Here is a 16980-nt window from a genome sequence, read left to right as displayed (position 1 = left end):
CCGTGCCACGCTGTCCTCCTTTGCAGTGAAGCGGGCTCGACGAGACCGTTGCGCTCGCGGGACCGCGGTGTCCGCGGCGTAGCGCGCGCCTGCAGGGGTCCCCTTCCGCCTCGTAGGGGCAATTTGTCGCGCGGAGGGGCAGAACACGCGCACGCGTGGGGCACTTCCGTCTCCCCGCCTCGCGGGGCCGCGCCTCATGGCCCGCGCGCGGATCGCCTCGCGCGCAGGGCCGTTCCACTTCGAGCGGGAGCCGCGTGCCTCGGGCCCGGCGACGCAACAGCGTCCGTGGTGTCCTCGCCGAAGAGATTGGTGACCTTGGAACAGCCGGAACGGCCGCGAGGTAGGGGCGAGCGAGCAGCGATGAGGCTGCCTCTCTTGAAGAGAGCGCTCGGCGAGGAGCAGCGGAGAAGGGGATGGGAGGGGGGAGGAGCGGATGGGCCAGCGCCGCGCGAGCCAGGTGGCCCGGGGCGGGCGCTGGCCCGGGGGGGGGGGAGAGCGCTCGTCTATCGGTCCGTCTATCGGTCCGTCGCTGTTGCGGGGCAGCGGTCCCTTGCCGGCCGGTGACCGATCATCAGTCGCGGTGCGGCGCGCAGAGGCGGCCGTTGTTGTAGTTGTCGAGCGTCTCGGCGAGGGGCTGGCCGATGGTCCAGGGCGTGTTCTTGCCGTTCTCCTTCATGTTGCTGCCGAGCGGGTACTGCTTGAGCCAGGCGTCGGCCTTGGCGATGGTGTCCTCGATGCAGCTCGACTGATTGCCGATACCGACATTGAGCTTGGCGACGATGAGGTGCTTCGCGATGATGTACGTCACGTCGCCCTTGGTCGGGCGGCTGATGATATCGAGGAGCTGGGCCTTCGTGTACGTCTTGCCGCCGACGGTCATCGACGAGACCTTCCACGCGCTCTCGTGGTTCTTCCAGTAGCCGGGGGTGCCGGTGCCGGGGGCCGCGGCCGGGCACGCGCCGCAATCGGCGCTGCAGCTCGAGCAGTCCTCGAAGCCCGCCTTGCAGGTGCCGTCGCCGCAGACGGGCGGGCATTCACCGCAATCGGCGCTGCACGTCGAGCAGCTCTCGCCGACCTCGCAGACGCCGCTGCCGCAGACGGGCGGGCAGATACCGCAGTCGCTCGGGCACTCGAGGCAGTTCTCGCCGGCCTCGCAGGTGTCGTTGCCGCAGACAGCGGGGCAAGCGCCGCAGTCGCCGGCGCAGTTGGAGCAGTCCTCGCCTGTCTCGCAGACGTTGTTGCCGCAGACAGCGGGGCAAGCGCCGCAGTCGTCCGAGCAGGTGCCGCAGTCCTCACCGGCCCCGCAGGTGCCGTCGCCGCAGACGGGCGGGCAAGCGCCGCAGTCGTCCGAGCAGCTCCCGCACGACTCGCTCGCGTCGCAGGTGCCGTCGCCGCAGACCGGCGGGCAGATGTCGCAGTCGGCGCTGCAGCTCCCGCAGTCCTCGCCGACCTCGCAGGTGCCGTTGCCGCAGACGGGCGGGCAAGCGCCGCAGTCGACGGCGCAGGTGCCGCAGCTCTCGTCGCCGCCGCAGACGCCGTTGCCGCAGGAGAGCTGGTAACCGAAGTCCGCGTCGAGCAGGTCCTGGGCCCAGCCGAGCGACACAGTGCCCACGTTGTCGAGCCCACCGTCGGGATCGGCCGTCGGCTCCTGTCCGGCGAGCGGGCCGCTCGTCATGAAGTTGTCGGAGGTGATGACCACCGAGTAGGTGCCCGCGGCGAGGGTGTCGAAGAGGTAGAAGCCGGGCTGGCCGGTGTAGGGGCTGTTGCCGGTGACGGTGGAGTCGAGGAGGACGCCGTCGTGGAACAGCTCGACGAGGACGCCGTTGACGCCGAGCTCGCCGGTCTCCGGCTCGTAGAGCCCGTCGGCGTCGCTGTCGAGCCAGACCGTGTCGCCGATCGACGAGTACGTCACATAGCCGAAGTCGGCGTCGCTCACGTTCTCCCCCGCGTCGAGGGACACGGCGAGCGGCTCGTCGTCGGTGGTGAGGAAGTGGCCGAGCGGGAGCGTCGCGTCGTCGACGCTGACGACGTAACAGCCCGCCTCGAGCTCGCCGAAGCGGTAAGCGCCGTTCGCGTCGGTGGCGGTCGTCCTCGGGGTCGTCCCGGCGTCGGCGACCTTGTCGCAGTTCGCGTCGACGAAGAGGTCGACGACGACGTTGGAGATGCCGGGCTCGGAGGCGTCCTCGACGCCGTCCGCGTTCGCGTCGAACCACACCTTGTCGCCGATCGAGCCCTTCGGGGCCGTGTAACAGACCTCGAGCAGAGGACGGTAGGAGAGGTTCGTGTGGGCGCTGCCCTTGTACGATGTCTTGCCGTACTGGTCCTCCTCGAGGAGGATCCCGTGGTTGGGCGAGATGCCGCTCACCCACTCCTGGACCAGCTCCGTGAGATCGAGCTGTTGCCACACCGAGCCGCCGGCCACGAACGACGTGAAGGTCGTGGGATCGATGCCGCCGAGGTTGTTCCAGGTGACCGTGTCCTCGCTCCAGGGTGCGAGCACCCGGTGGGCGCGGACGGTCTGGGCCGTGCTGCTGTACGTCTGCGCGTAGAACTTGGCCGACGTGACGAGAGAGCCGGCGGGAATGGGGCTCAGATTGAAGCCGAACAGGGCGCGCTTCTCGCCGGCCGTGCTGGAGTACCCGGTGTTCACCTCATGAGGCGTCCGGACGGCGTAGCTCGGGTAGAGGCTCCAGATCTCGGCGTTGTAGATGTCGCCTAGCGCCCCCCGCTGGATCACGGTGCACGTGGGCGAAGGCGCGGTGGTGTTGGCGAAGCTCGTGGCGGTGATGAACAGGGTTGCGAGCGCGGCGGATGAGGCGATTGCGATCTGCTTCATTGGTAGCTCCTTGAGGTCCTCACGGGTGAACCACTGCTGGAGCGTCATCCGAATAGCAGGCACCATGACACACGGGTCAGGCGAGGTCGGTTTCGCGGGCTCCGGTCGGGCTGCGCCCCGCGGGGCTGATCAGGATCAGATCAGGTACGCGGGCGCCTTGGCTCGGATCGGAGAGCGGATGCGCAAAGAGACAGTGTTTAACTTAGCCACTCGATGTCGAAAGTGTCCAGATCTTTCTGGCAGCGATACGCGAAAAAAACATCGCTGGCGGCGACTTGCACAGTGACGCTTTTGGCCTGTGCGGTGACGCTTTTGGGCACCCCCATGCCCGGCCCGCGCTTGTCAGCCTGCATCCACACTCCATGCGTCGGAGCGCAGGGACGACGGCGGCCCGCGGCGTCAATCGACGCTGTCGACGCGCGCCACGCGCGCCACGCGTGCGGCAGCGCACTGGTGCGCTCCGCAGCCCTCTCCGCCCCTCTGCAGGGCCCGAGGGACGAACAGGATCGGATCAGGTGCGCGGGGTCTCCGAGCGAGTTTTGATGCAGAGTGCGCACAGGACCATTTTTCAAGATAACGAGTCTCCGCTTCGCCTGTCTAGATCCTTTTCGGGGCTCGAGAGCTTTTGTGCGGTGCCACGTCGTGCCACGTCTCCCCCTGCCGGCGCGTGATCCCCCATCCCCTCATCCCCCGCCTCTCCATCCCGCGCGCCTCGCCTGGTCGTTGTCAGCCTCGTCGCCGTCGTCCCGGTCTGTCCCGAGAGGCGCGAGCGCCGCCGACACCGCGGGCGGGCGCTGCCGGGTGCCGTCCGCGGGCGGGCGCTGCTAGGGTTCCGCCGTGGGACGCCCGCTGCTCGCCTCGCCGGCCCTGCTCCTCGCGCTCCTCGCCTCGTCGCTCGTCGCTGCCCCGCGCACCGGCGCCGCGCAGGAGCTGCCCACGCTGAGCGGGGCGTGGACGGCGAGCCCGCTCACCGAGCAGTGGTCGGTCGCCGCGTGGGGCGAGGCGTGCGGGCCGAGGCCGCAGCCGCAGGGCGCGCCGGGCGGCGCCGTGCAGATCCAGCAGCAGGGCTCGGAGCTCTCGATCTCGGGCGCCGGCCGGCCGTGGAGCACCGCCGCGTGCTGGGAGCAGATGCCCGGGCTCGCGCGGAGCAAGCACTCGGCGTCCGGCGACGCGCGCTCCTGGCAGACGCGCTGCACGACGCCCCCCAACGACCCCCGCCGCGCTGTCGTCACGACGACCACGCAGGCGACCGACACCAGCATCCAGATGGTCGAGACGGGGCAGTACCAGTTCATCATCCAGGGCACGACCTGCAACGCCTCCGTGACGAGGACGCGGACGTACACGCTCGTCCGGCGCGCGGGCGACGCGCCGCCCGCGGCGAGCGCGCCGGCCACCGCGAGCGCGCCGCCGGCCGCCGCGAGCGCGCCGCCCGCCGCCTCCGTGAAGAAGCCCGCGGCGTCGCGCACCTGCGACGCCCCCGGCGAGCCGGCGCGCCTCGAGGTCACGCCGTCGCGCAAGCTCATGCGGCCGGGCGAGCGCTTCCAGTTCCGCGCGCTCGTCATGGATGCGGAGGGGTGCGCGCTCCCGACGCGGCCCGCGTGGTCGATCGCCCCCGGGCCGCTCGCGTCCGCCGCGACGGTCGACGCGACAGGCGCGCTCTCGGTCGGCGCCGACGCGGGCGAGGGGAACCTCGGCCTTGTCGCGTCCGTGGCCGGCAAGGGCGTGACCGTCTCGATCGAGGTGACGAGCCCCGATCGGTACGACGCGCTCCTCGCGACGAGCGGGCTCAATGAGGCGGGCGAGAGCGACGAGGCCGCCTCCGTGACGATCGCGACCGGCACCATCGGCGGGCGCACCACCGCGGGGGAGGACCTGGGGCGCCAGCGCAAGAACCTGTTCGTCGCGATCGTGGGCGGCGTCGCCGCTTGCCTCGGGTTCGCGGGGCTGATCCTGCTGCGCCGGGGCCGCCGGCGGGCAGGGGGCGACCTGGACGGCCCGGCCTCGACGGGCAGCGCCTTCGGGGAGCGCGGCGGCGCCGGGGCGGAGGAGGCGCCGGCGTCCGCCGGGGCCCGGCTCGCCGAGGCGCCGGTCCAGCCGGCGTCGCCTCCGCGCGGAAAGATCTGCCCGACCTGCGGCGCGCTTTATCCAGGTGAGGCGATGTTCTGCGGTAAAGACGGCACGCAGCTCGTCCTCGTCAACTGAGGCGCACCGATCCGCGGGCAATCACGCGCAGCATCGACGCGCGCTGCGTCATCCCGCCGCGCCGCGCCGGAAGCTCGCCGCGAGATGACGCGATGCCGGTGGTGCCGTCCCCGGTTCACAAAAAAAGCCGTCGCCTTGATCGGCCTCGCGGCATCCCGCTATCCTGCCGTCAACACGACCGGGACGCGTGGACGTGCGCGTGTGTGGTCGTTGAACCCATGCCCGCAAGCCGGAACGGGAAGGGCGACAGTCGCATGAAGATTACGTGTGAGTCTTGCCAGGCGAAGTACACGATTGCGGACGAGAAGGTCGTCGGCAAGACGGTCAAGATCAAATGCAAGAAATGCAACCACGCGATGGTCGTCACCGGCGCGAATGATCCTTCCGCGGCGGCAGCCGCGTCGCAGGACGCGACCGTGGGGCAGCAGGGCGATCTCTCGGACGACGCCGAGCCGAAGCTCGACGCGGGCGGCGCGGCCTCGGGGACCTCGCCCGACGCGTGGACCGTCAACGTCGCCGAGGGCGACGAGCGCACCATGACGACGGCCGAGCTCGTGGAGGCATACGCCCGCGGAGCGCTCAGCAACGACACGTACGTCTGGAAAGAGGGCATGGGTGACTGGCTACCGATCGCCAGCGTCCCCGAGCTCCGGCAGCAGTTCTCGACGCAGGCGGATGCGGCGCCGGCAGAGGCTGCGGCGGTGCCTGCGCCCGCGGCGGTGCCTGCGCCCGCGGCGGTGCCTGCGCCCGCGGCGGTGCCTGCGCCCGCGGCGGTGCCTGCGCCCGCGGCGGTGCCCGCACCTGCAGCGGTGCCCGTGGCTCCGGCCCCGGCCGGGCTCAAGTTCGGGCCCGAGGGCACCGTGGTCATGAAGGACTCGCGGCGCGGGCCGCCCGGCGCGGCGGCCGCGCTCTCGGCCCCCGCGGCGGCGTCGCCCTCCGCACCCGCGCCTGCGGCGGCCGCCGCCGCGACAGCCGCGCCGGCTCCGGACGCGGCGGCCACCCCGGCCCCGGCGGCCGCGCGCCGCGTGGGTCGGGCGGCCGCCGTCGACGTCTTCAGCGCCGCCGAGCGCTCCTCGGAGCCGGCGGCGCCCGCGCCGCAACCCGGCATCGACCGCCAGGTGGGTGAGCGCAACGAGAACTCGGTCCTCTTCTCGCTCTCGGCGCTCACGGCGACCGAGAACGCCGCGGCCAAGCAGACGCCGGACGAGGCCCCGTCGGGCCGGCGCCCCTCGACCCGTCCCGCAAAGAACAACGGGCGCGCCGGCTATGACGATCTGCTGAACCTCGGCGGCGGCGCCATCGCCTCCGCGCCGATGCTCGCGCCCCCGCCGCTGCTCGCGCCGGTGGCAGACTCGCGGCCGCCGCCGTCCATGTCGGGATCGGCGAAGTCGTCCGTGCCGCCGGCGCCGCTCTCGTCGCTCCCGTCGCTCTCCCCGTTCGGGGCGCCGGAGGCGCCCGCCAAGCGGAGCCGCACGGGCCTCATCGCCGCCGCGGCCGCCGCGGTCGTGCTGATCGGCGGCGTCGCCTTCTTCTTCATGCAGTCGCCGAAGGAGGAGATGGTCACGCCGGAGCAGACGAACGCAGCGCCCGTCGAGGCGACGCCCCCGGCGGAGGCGACGCCCCCGGCGGAGACGACGACCCCGCCGCCGGCAGCCACGCCCTCCGAGACGGCGGCGGCCGACACGCCTCCCCCGGCGGAGACGGCGGCGCCTGCCGCTTCGGCGGAGGACGCCGCCGGCGCGGCGACGCCGACCCCGGCGCAGGCCTCGCCCGCGGCCGAGAAGCCGGCGGAGCGGGACAGGTCTGCCGCGGCGGCGCCCGCCGCGGCGAAGCCGGCGTCGAAGCCCGCGGAGGCGGCTCCGTCGGGCGGCGGCGAGTTCAACCGCGGCGCCGCGAGCTCGGCGCTCGGCGCCGCCGCTGGATCCGCCAAGAGCTGCAAGAAGGCCGGCGGCCCGACAGGGACCGGCAAGGTCAGGGTCACCTTCGCGCCGAGCGGCAACGTCACGTCGGCCGAGGTCCAGGGCGCGCCGTTCGCCGGCACGAGCGTCGGCGGCTGCGTCGCCAGGGTGTTCCGCGGCGCGCGGGTGCCCGCCTTCGGCGGCTCGCCCATCGCGGTCAGCAAGTCCTTCACCATCAACTGAGCGCAGCGCCCCCGCGCCGCCCGGCCGTCGCCGGGCGCCTGCGCCCCTCGATGGGACGCGGGCGCGCTGGCGATCGCCGCCAGCGCAACCCACCCGTCCTGTCGAAGCGCTACGCCCTGCGCCGCCAGCAGAGCAGGCCCGCCAGCGCGAGCCCGGCGAGCCACCCGGCGCTTCCATCCCGGCCGCGCGGGCTCGTCGCGCAGGCGCCGACAACGCCGCTCCCGGCGGCATAGAAGCTCTCCGGCTCCAGCGTGACCTCGGTCGGCGGCGCGCCCGGGGCGTCGCCGTTGCCGTCGGTCGGGTCGTCGCTGACCGGCGCGCCCATCGCGCCGCCGGCCGCGATCTTCGCCTGGTTCTTGATGAGGTCCGGCGCCTCCTGGTCGACCGTGACCTCGAAGCGCACGGTCACGCTCCCGTCGACAGGGATGCCCCCGCCCCGCGCGCCGTCCGCCCCCTCGCCGAGCCGGAACGTGACGGTCCGCGTCTGCGGATCGTACTCGCCGAGGTCGTCGCCCGCCCTGTCCGTCTGCGGCCCGGCGCTCGGCCCGTCGACGATCTCGAGCGAGCCGGGGACGAACGTCACGCCGGCGGGCAGCGCGTCGGTCAGCACCACGTCGATCGCGTCGTCGTTGCCTGTGTTCGTCGCCGTGATGCGGTATTCGATCGCGTCGCCGCGGTAGGTCGGCAGCCCGCCGAGGTCCTTCGCCACCTTGCTCGACTTGCTGAAGTCGGGGCCGAAGTTGGAGATCGACGTCACCCACCCCCCGAGGAAAAAGAGCTCCTGGCTGCTCGTGGCGACCAGGGTGGCCCGATCGTTCCCCGGCTTGAGCTTCGCGCTGACGTCGACGATGTCGATGTCGACGCCCGACATGCTCTGAGGCGTCCCCGCGATCCTCGGGAGATCGCCCTCCACCGACACCGGCTTTCCGAGCGTCGAGCGGGTGCTGTTGAAGAAGTTGTCCGCGGGGTTCAGCTCGTTGCTCAGCGCCTCGGCCGCGTCGGGCTTGCCCGGGTTCTGCGGGTTGAAGAACACGCTGTCGCCCGAGTTCGTGTTGTCGCCCTCGAACGCGATGATGCCGAGCTTGGCGGTGAAGCCCGCGTCGGGCACCTTGAAGCCCGAGAGCTCGACCTGCTGCGAGTTCCCCTCCGAGACCCGATCGAGCCCGTCGAACAGCGCGAGGTTGCGCATCGGCGACTTCGGCGCCTCGTAGAACACCACCATCCACCACGCCACGAACACCACGTCGTCGTCGCTGTTCCTGACGTCGACCACGTCCACGCCGCCCACCCGGTAGGCGCCCGCGCCGCTCTCCTTCACGATCGCCGTGATGTCGGCGACCGACTGGTAGTTGTGCGACTCGTTGGGCTTGCCCTGGTTGATCACCGTCTCGACCGAGTCGATCGAGGTGACCGTGCCGTCGAAGCCGCCCTCGTGGTGGAGCTCGACCTCGGTGTCCGCGCCGGCCGTGTTGCGCGCTGCCCAGTAGAGGTACGCGTGCGTCACCGTCGCTCCCTCGGGGAGCTCCAGCACCGCGGTGGTGCGCGCCGTCTCCGGGGTGATATCGAGGGAGGCCTCCGCCTTGCCGGCCTCGGGCGAGTCGGAGCGCCAGAGCAGATCAGGCCCCGACTCGACCGTCGACGCGCCGCAGTCGCCGACAGTGCCCTCCACGGGCCGCGGCGTCGACGAGCGGCACTCCTGCCCGATCGAGCTCCCGATGAGGGCGAAGTCGCCCTGCTGATCGACCTGCACCCGCAGCTTGGGCTCGGCCGTCGCGCTGGCCGTCGTGAGGCCCATCAGCGTGAGTAGCGCGAGACCGGTGACGCTCAACTGCTTTTTCATCGATCTTCTCCGGTTTCGACCTGCGGTTTGTACGCGGCCTTCTTGATGATGTTGAACTGGACTCGCCGGTTCCTCTGGCGCCCCGCTTCCGTCTTGTTGTCGTCGATGGGCTGGTCCCGGCCATAGCCCTGCGCCGTGAGCCTCGTCGAGTCGATGCCGCGCCGGACCAGCGCCGCCATGACCGAGTTGGCGCGGTTCTGCGACAGGGTCCGGTTGTGCTCGTCGGTGCCGCGGTCGTCCGTGTGACCCTGGATCTCGATGAGCGCGATCTCCGGGTGCTCCGCCAGCACCTGGGCGACCTCGTCGAGCAGCGGATCGCTCACCGGCTTGATGCTGGCCTTGTCCGTGTCGAACTGCACCTGCTGGAGGATGACGACGTTCTTCTCGGTCACCCGCACCGCCTTCGGGCAGCCGTGCTTCTCGGGATCCGGATCCGCGAAGCCCTTCTCCCTCGGGCAGGCGTCCTGGTCGTCGCGGAACGTGTCGCCGTCCGTGTCGCGCGGGCAGCCGTTCTTCTCCGGGTCCTTCGAGCGGAACCCCTTGACGTCGGGGCACGCGTCCTCGCCGTCGGGGATGCCGTCCTCGTCCCGGTCCGCCGGGCAGCCGTTCTTGCGCGGGTCGTCGCTCCGGACGCCGGCCACGAGCGGGCACGCGTCCTCGCCGTCGGGGATGCCGTCCTTGTCCCGGTCGAGCGGCGGCGGGCAGCCGTGCTTGCGCGGGTCGTCGCTGGCGACGCCGGCCACGAACGGGCACGCGTCGTCGGCGTCGGCGATGCCGTCCCTGTCCCGGTCCGGCGGCGGCGGGCAGCCGTGCTTGCGCGGGTCGTCGCTGCGCACGCCGGGCACCTGCGGGCAGGCGTCTTCGGGGTCGCCGATGCCGTCCCTGTCCTGGTCCGTGGGCTGCTCCGGCGTGAAGGCGGCCATCGCGACGACGCGCAGGTCGGGCGTGCCGATCCCCGAGGTGAGCCCCGGCCCGACGCCGATGCCCGCCTCCACGAAGGGGAGGAATCGATACCTCGCGTCGAGGAGGAGCTCCGCGTTCAAGGTGCGACCGTTGATGTCCTCGAGCACCATCGCGGTGGTGAGCTCCGGCCCCACCTGGAGCCGGCCGTCGGCGGCGAGGACGCCGACGCCGCCGCCGAGGGTGAGCATCGTCCCCTGCGCCACGCCGCCGAACGACTGGGAGCGCCGCAGCTCGGTGCCCAGCGCGGTCGACCACACGAGCCGCTCCATGCGGCCGCCGACGGCGACGTAGGGCATGGCGCGGACGCTGCCGTCGCTCACGAACCCGTCGTCCGCGCCGGTGGGCAGCCAGAGGTACGCGCCCACGGCGACCTGGAGCGGGTCGTGGTACGCGCCGTGGAGCTGCACGCGCGCGCCGAACCGCAGGTCGCCGAGGTCCGCGCCGCTCGGGGAGGTGAACTGCTGGCCGCCGCCGTTCGGGCTCTCTCCCGACTGGACCGCGGTGACCGGCGCGTCGAGGCTGAGGCTCACCCTGTTCCAGAGCGGCAGCGACGCGTTGAGCCGGAACGTGAGCTGATCGCTGACGACCGCGCCGATCTCCGCGTCGTCGCGCTCGCGCCGCAGGACGAGCGGATTGCTCGCATAGTCGGCCATCAGCATCACGTGGGGCCTCAGGTGGCCCGCGGCGAACGGGGACGGCACGCTGAACATACGGTCCCCGGCCGGCGCCGGGACAAAGCGGCTCAGGGCCATGCCTTCGGGCTTGACGGGCGCGTCCTGCGCCCGCGCGGGCGCCGGCGTGACGGCGAGAGCGGCCAGCGCGGCGGCCAGCGAGAGGAGGGAGCAAGGTCTCATGAGGTGGCACCCTGCGTCGGCGGGTTTCGCATGACGATATAAGACGCTGTCGCGGACGAGTATACAGGTCGGCAACTGCGGAGTCTTGGGCAACGAGCGACGCCGGCCACATCTTCGTAGGACCTGCGCGCACCTCCCCGGACCATCTGAACGAACGAGAGGCTATCGAGCGTGCAATCCGCGGGCGCGGGCCCCGCCGGACGCGCCCGGATGCTCGCCGCTCGGCCCGCTCGCGGCTCGCCGCGGGTGGGCCGAGCCGGCCGCGAGCCAGGCGGAGGGCTTGCTGGGCGAGGCCGGTCGCCATCGGCGCCTGCGTTCTGGACTACGAGCGGCTATGGTTGGCGGGACACGCGATGGGCATCCTCCTCAAGCGCGCGCTCGACCAGGCGGCGGTCTGGCACCGGGCACAGAAGCGCAAGTATCCGAACGCTGACGTCCCCTACATCAGCCACCTCGCCGGCGTCGCGGTGCTGCTCGCCCGTCACGGCTTCGACGACGAGGTGGTCGCGGCCGGCGCGCTGCACGACGCCATGGAGGACCAGGGCGTCACGTTCGACGAGCTGGTCCAGCATTTCGGCGAGCGCGTCGCCACGCTCGTCCGCCACGTGACCGAGCAGGACAGGTCGCTGCCCTGGGAGGACCGCAAGCGGCTCTATCTCGACGCGTTCCCGAAGAAGCCCTGGGACGCGCAGGCGATCACGCTGGCGGACAAGATAGACAACTTCCAGTCGATCATCGTCTGCGCGCGCGAGCACGGCGACCCGTGGTCGATGTTCAAGCGCGGCAGGGAGATCCAGGTCGCCAGGTTCGAGGAGCTGCGCGCGATGTCCCGCGCGCTGCCGCCGCACCCGCTGCGCGACGAGTACGAGGCCGTGCTCGACGAGCTCCTCTCGACGGGCTGAGCGCCTGCCGCGCGCGGCGGAGCGCAGGCAACAGGCCGCTGCGCGCGCCGGCCGCAGCGGAGGTGGAGCCACCTCGCCCCGGCGGTGACGTAACTAATTGATATTATACGATATTTGGCGTATCTGGCGCGCCGGAGCTCCCGGAGGCGCCGGCCGCCTCCGGCAGGGAGCGGGGGATCGATCGGGGGAAGCGGAACACCTCGCGCGGGTCGTACATGGCCTTGATGGCCGAGAGCCGCGCGAGGTTCGCGCCGTAGTAGGCAGTCAGCCAGTCCTCGAGCTCCGCATCGATGTAGTTGATGTACGCGCCTCGCGTGTGGGGCAGCATCGCGCGGCGGGCCCGCTCGACCCAGGCGACGTTCTCCTTCTCTTCCGCGGCGGCGGTCCAGTAGGCCTGGTATTGCAGGCTCCACATGGCGTGTCGGTGCGGGAACGCCGTCGCGTCGGGCGCGATCCGGCCGACGGCGCCGCCATAGGCGTCGAGCTGGACAAGGCACCTCGCGCTCGGCGCGCGCGAGAGCTCGGCGGTGAGCGCCGCGATCGCCTCGGGGCCGAAGCGCTCGTATGCATAGGCCGACGCGTTCTTGAAGCTCGCCTGTGCCTGGTGCTGGTGCACGGTCCATCGGTCGGGATCGCCGCCGATTCCACCGAGCTGGCCGACCGCGTTGAGATGAGGCATTGTCTCGATCGACACGTTGATAGGCGCGGCTGCCCGCATGGAGAGGAGCGGCTGGATCGTGCGATTGAGATCCTCGCCTGTCCCGAGCATCTGGCCCACACACGAGATCTCGCCGGAGGACATGGCCGTGAGCTTGAGGATGCACGTCAGTCGCTCGTCGGTGAACGGGGCGAACGCCTGCCACGCCTCGAGAACGCTGGGGAGCTCGCCCCAGGGCCAGGAGATCCTGAAGATCGAGACCTCGGAGACAGGGTGCGTCTTGAACGTGAACGACGTGACGACGCCGAAGTTGCCGCCCCCGCCGCCCTGGCAGGCCCACAGCAGATCCTGGTGTTCGCGCTCATCGGCCCGGATCACCTCGCCGTCCGCGGTGACCATCTCGACGGCGAGCAGGCTGTCGCACGTGAGGCCGAGCGCGCGGGAGAGGAGGCCGAACCCGCCGCCGAGCGTGAGCCCCGCGATGCCGACCGTGGGGCACGAGCCCGCAGGGAGGGTGACGCCGACCTGCCCGAGCGCGTCGTAGACGGTGATCAGGTCGGCGCCGGCGCCGACGACGGCGACGCCACGCTCGCGGTCGACGCGGACACTGCGGAGGTCGCTCACGTCGATGACGAGCCCCGCGTCGACGACGGAGAACCCCTCGTAACAGTGCCTGCCGCTCCTCGCCCGGATCTCCGCGTCTCGCGCTGTCGCCCACCGGACGGCGTTCGCGACATCCTGCGCGTCCTGGCAGAACACGATGGCAGAAGGACGGCGCGAGAAGCGCGCATTGTACACCTCGCGCGCGTCGTCGTACCCCGGGTCCCCGGGGAGGACGACACGACCGGTGAGCCGCGGCTCCGCGCTCATGACGGGCGCCTCGCCCGCGGGCAGCCGCCCGCCGGGCCACACGGCGCGTCGGTCGCGCGCGTCCCGCGATGAACGGCGCGAGATCTGTCTGGCATGCACCGGAACCTGCGCCCCCCGTCGAACGCGTCAAGCCGGGCCGGCGGGCGCGTGATGACCGGCTGGGTCCGGAGGGAGCTCGCCTCGAGGCGGGGAGTCTTGTGATCCTGTCGTCTCGCCTCCTCGCGTCGTTGTCTCTTCGTCTCGCCTTCTTCCCGTCCTCATGCTCGATTGCAGCCACCACCGGCGATCGCCCCGCTCGTTGTGAGCACGATGAGCACCCTCGCGCCCGTCCCGGACGCGGGGTGACCGCGCGGCGCCCATCGAGCGCGACATTCCGGGGCGGCCTGCGCGTGGTGAGCCGCTCTCCTCGGCGCATCTCCTCGGCACATGCGATGCACCTCCGGGGAGAGAGCTCCTCCAAGGAGGGACCGATGACGCTCCTGTCTCCCCGCCACCATGGGTACATCGATTACGCGGCCGTCGCCCTGCTCGCCCTCGCGCCGCTCGCGCTCCGCTTCGGGGCGGTGCCGACGTCGGTCTGCTATGTCACCGCCCTGGCGCACCTCGTCGTGACGCTGCTGTCCGACCACCCGCTCGGCGCCGCGCGGAAGATCCCGTTTGCTGTGCACGGAGCGCTGGAGTTCTCCCTCGGCGTCGGGCTCCTCGCCTCGCCCTGGCTGTTCGGGTTCTCCGACGAGGTCCCGGCGCGCGCCTTCTTCGTGGCCGGCGGGATCGGGCTCCTGATCGTCGTCCTCGCGACGCGGTACACGGCCGGCGTGATCTCCCGGCCGGCGCCCTACGATCGCTACGATCGCTGAGCCGCGCGGGCGGCGCTCAGCAGGCAGCCACCGCCGCCTGCGCCTCGCGCATCACCTCGGACCAGGACGGATCCGGGCGCGACACCTCCAGGGCGATCGACAGCGGATCCTCGTCGGCCTCGATGGCGAGGCGCGCGGCGGCGGAGCCGGTGAGCAGATCGAAGGCCGGGATCGTGTCGACGTACTCGTAACGCTCGGTGCGGAAGCGGAACTGCTCGGGCTGCTGCCGGCGCGCGAACGCGGTGAGCGCGACGTACGTCGCCACCGGGCGGAAGGTGCGCGGATCGGTGACGTGGATCTGCACGCCGCCGCAGATCTTGCCCGCGTGCTTCTGGAACGTGGGCCGGAAGGTGAGCGGACGCGCGACGAAGCCGAGCAGCCCCGTGGACGCGAGGCGCGCGGCGAGATCGCGGCCGTCGAGCCAGGGGGCGCCGACGATCTCGAACGGGCGCGTCGTGCCGCGGCCCTCCGACAGGTTCGTCCCCTCCAGCAGGCAGCCGCCCGGGTAGACGAGCGCCGTGTCCGCCGTCGGCATGTTGGGCGACGGGAGGACGAACGGCCGATCCCACTCGGCCGCGAGCCCCTCGCGCCGGTGGTCCGCGACGGCCACGACCTGCAGCCCGCACGCGACGTCGCCGAGCGGGATGCCCTCGCGCCGCGCGAAGAGCGCGACCAGCTCGCCCACCGTGAGCGAGTGGCGGATGGGCACGGGCTCGAGGCCCACGAACGAGAGGAACCCCGGCGCCTGCGTCGCGCCCTCGACGCACTCCGTCGCGCCGCCGATCGGGTTCGGCCGGTCGAGCAGCACGACGTGCACGCCCGCCGCGTGGGCCGCGCGCAGCGCGAGCAGCGCCGTCCACACGAACGTGTAGTAGCGCGCGCCGACGTCGGCGAGATCGATGAGGAGCAGGTCGATCTCCGCGAGATCCGCCGCGGAGGGCGAGAGATCCTCGAAGCGATCGCCGTACAGGCTGACGATGCGCGCGCCCGAGCGCGCGTCGACGTCGCTCGTCACCGCCGCCATGTCCTGCGCCTCGCCGCCGTAGCCGTGCTCCGGCCCGAAGAAGAGGCGCGGGCGCACCCCGAGCTCCTCGAGGACGAAGGCGATGTGGGTGAGCTCGCGATCGACGCTCGCCGGGTGCGCGAGGACGCCCAGGCGAGCCGACCGGATGCGCTTGAGCTGCGGGAAATCGGGGAGGCGATCGAGACCGACGTGCACGGTACCGTGACTACCAAGGCGAGCGCGGGCCGTCCATTCGTCCGCGTCGGATTCTCCGGGGGCGGCCGCGCGGGCGCGGGTCAGCGCGTGAGCGCCGTGTAGAACGCCGCGCCGCGGCGCTGGACCCGGACGAGGAGCTCGCCGTCGCGCGCGGCCTCCTCGACCTCGGCGGCGGTCGGCGCGCGGTTCCTGTCTGCCTCCAGGATCACGTCGCCCGGCCGGAGGCCCGCGCGCTCGGCGGGCGAGTCGCTCGCGACCGCGACGATGCGCGCGATCGAGCCGCCCTCGCGGCCCGGGCCGCGCGGGGCGGGCGCGTCGCGCAGCGTGAGGCCGAGGCCCGGGTGCCGGGCGGCCGCGCGCTGGACCGGGAGCGCCGGCGGCGGCGGCTCGTTCCGCGGGGCGAGCGTGACGTGGGCCTGGTACCGCTGGGCGCCGCGCACGACCTCGAGCGTCAGCGTCTCGCCGACGTTGTGGTTGAAGAGCTCGCGGATGACGTCCTGCGCGTCGCGCACCGGCCGGGCCGCGACGGACGTGATCACGTCGCCCGGCTGGAGGTTCGAGCTGGCCGCGGGGCCGCCCGGCGTGACGGCGTTGACGAGCGCGCCCGCCCGGGGAGGGCTCCGCATCGCCGCCGCGAGCTGGGGCGTGAGGTCCTGCAGCCCGACGCCGATGAAGGCGCGCTCGACGCGGCCGCTCCGGAGGAGCTGCTCCGCCACGCGGCGGGCCATGTTCGCCGGCACGGCCAGGCCGATGCCCTGCCCGCGGCTCACCACCATGGTGTTGATGCCGAGCACGCGGCCGTCGAGGTCGACGAGCGGGCCGCCCGAGTTGCCTGGGTTGATGCTCGCGTCGGTCTGGAGGTAGTCCTCCACGTCGTTCACGCCGACGCCGCCGCGCCCCTTGGCGCTGAGCACGCCGGTGGTGACCGTGTGGCCCAGGCCGAACGGGGAGCCGATCGCGACGACCCAGGCGCCGACCCGCGCGGCGTCGCTGTCGCCGAACGTCGCGACGGGGAGGTCCTTCGCGTCGACGCGGATCACGGCGAGATCTGTCGCGGGGTCGCGGCCCGCGACGCGGCCGGCGAACATGCGGCCGTCGCGGAGCCGGACGGTGATCGCGCGGGCGCCGTCGATGACGTGGTTGTTCGTGAGGATGCCGCCGTCCGGGGAGAAGATGACGCCCGAGCCGAGCCCGCGGCGCTGGCCGCCGTCGCGGAACCAGCGCAGCGGCGAGGAGACGTCCTCGCCGACGGTGACCTCGATCTGGACGACGGCGGGGCCGACCTTGTCGGCGACGTCGGCGAAGGCCTCGCCGAGGCGGCGCAGGTCGGCGGCGCCGGCGGCCGCGGCGGCGCTGGACGCGGCGGCGCGGGACGGCGGCGCGGGCGGCGCCTTCGGGGCGGGCGAGGGGGGCGCCTTCGGCGAGGGCGCCGGCTCCGCGGCCGGCTGGGCGCCCGCGAGCGACGAGAGCGACGAGAGCGAGAGGGCAGGGACGAGCAGGGCGAGGGATACGGCGAGCCGACGCGAGTTCATGCTTCCTCCAGCGCGTGGGAGAGATCCTGTCCGCGGTCCGCGGCGCGGTGCCCGGCAGCGAGGCGAGAGGTAAGACGGCAAGCGCGGGCGAACGCAACCTCCC

Annotated in this window: 11 protein-coding genes; 4 read left to right on the top strand and 7 right to left on the bottom strand. The window is 72.5% G+C overall.

Annotation, left to right across the window (positions count from 1 at the left end):
• Positions 1–571: 571 nt before the first annotated feature.
• Together WMF42_RS40255 and WMF42_RS40250 are read right to left on the bottom strand one after the other, a co-directional pair.
• Positions 572–2836, bottom strand: coding sequence for an SdrD B-like domain-containing protein (locus WMF42_RS40255; protein ID WP_437688357.1), 2265 nt, complete (start codon positions 2834–2836; stop codon positions 572–574).
• A gap of 197 nt (positions 2837–3033) precedes the next feature.
• Positions 3034–3189 (bottom strand): hypothetical protein, encoded by a 156-nt coding sequence (locus tag WMF42_RS40250; protein ID WP_437688356.1) that lies wholly within the window; start codon positions 3187–3189, stop codon positions 3034–3036.
• Between the two features lie 484 nt (positions 3190–3673).
• Here WMF42_RS40250 and WMF42_RS40245 point away from each other — a divergent pair, with 484 nt between their 5' ends.
• Entirely contained in the window at positions 3674–5041 is a 1368-nt protein-coding gene (locus tag WMF42_RS40245) for a hypothetical protein (protein WP_437688355.1), read from the top strand.
• A 254-nt stretch (positions 5042–5295) separates the two neighbouring features.
• The gene (locus WMF42_RS40240) at positions 5296–7182 is read left to right on the top strand and encodes a zinc-ribbon domain-containing protein (protein WP_437688354.1); all 1887 of its coding nucleotides are present in this window, start codon (positions 5296–5298) and stop codon (positions 7180–7182) included.
• A 109-nt stretch (positions 7183–7291) separates the two neighbouring features.
• Here the strand turns inward: WMF42_RS40240 and WMF42_RS40235 are convergent, their stop codons facing one another.
• Positions 7292–9022, bottom strand: coding sequence for a DUF3344 domain-containing protein (locus WMF42_RS40235; RefSeq protein WP_437688353.1), 1731 nt, complete (start codon positions 9020–9022; stop codon positions 7292–7294).
• Positions 9019–10839, bottom strand: a complete 1821-nt coding sequence (locus WMF42_RS40230) for an OmpA family protein (RefSeq protein WP_434043844.1) — start codon at positions 10837–10839, stop codon at positions 9019–9021. The genes WMF42_RS40235 and WMF42_RS40230 overlap by 4 nt, the downstream gene beginning before the upstream one ends.
• A gap of 353 nt (positions 10840–11192) precedes the next feature.
• Here WMF42_RS40230 and WMF42_RS40225 point away from each other — a divergent pair, with 353 nt between their 5' ends.
• Positions 11193–11741 carry an HD domain-containing protein gene (locus WMF42_RS40225; protein WP_061607073.1) on the top strand — a complete coding sequence of 183 codons (549 nt, stop codon included), beginning with the start codon at positions 11193–11195 and terminating at the stop codon, positions 11739–11741.
• A gap of 103 nt (positions 11742–11844) precedes the next feature.
• Here WMF42_RS40225 and WMF42_RS40220 read toward each other — a convergent pair whose 3' ends face one another.
• Entirely contained in the window at positions 11845–13269 is a 1425-nt protein-coding gene (locus WMF42_RS40220) for an FAD-binding oxidoreductase (protein ID WP_437688352.1), read from the bottom strand.
• A gap of 470 nt (positions 13270–13739) precedes the next feature.
• Between WMF42_RS40220 and WMF42_RS40215 the strand changes: the two genes are divergently transcribed.
• On the top strand, positions 13740–14126 hold the full coding sequence (locus tag WMF42_RS40215) for an SPW repeat domain-containing protein (protein WP_434043842.1): 387 nt from the start codon (positions 13740–13742) through the stop codon (positions 14124–14126).
• Positions 14127–14142: 16 nt separating this feature from the next.
• Here WMF42_RS40215 and WMF42_RS40210 read toward each other — a convergent pair whose 3' ends face one another.
• Positions 14143–15345, bottom strand: coding sequence for an exo-beta-N-acetylmuramidase NamZ family protein (locus WMF42_RS40210; protein ID WP_434043841.1), 1203 nt, complete (start codon positions 15343–15345; stop codon positions 14143–14145).
• 80 nt (positions 15346–15425) lie between these two features.
• A complete protein-coding gene (locus WMF42_RS40205; protein ID WP_437688351.1) occupies positions 15426–16877 on the bottom strand; it encodes a trypsin-like peptidase domain-containing protein in 1452 nt (483 codons plus the stop codon).
• Positions 16878–16980: the final 103 nt, after the last annotated feature.

It is taken from the genome of Sorangium sp. So ce176, from assembly GCF_051519835.1.
In the GTDB taxonomy this organism is placed as follows: Bacteria; Myxococcota_A; Polyangia; order Polyangiales; family Polyangiaceae; genus Sorangium; species Sorangium cellulosum_G.
The sequence above is the reverse complement of the archived record's forward strand: the minus strand, read 5'-3'. Positions and strand labels throughout refer to the sequence as shown.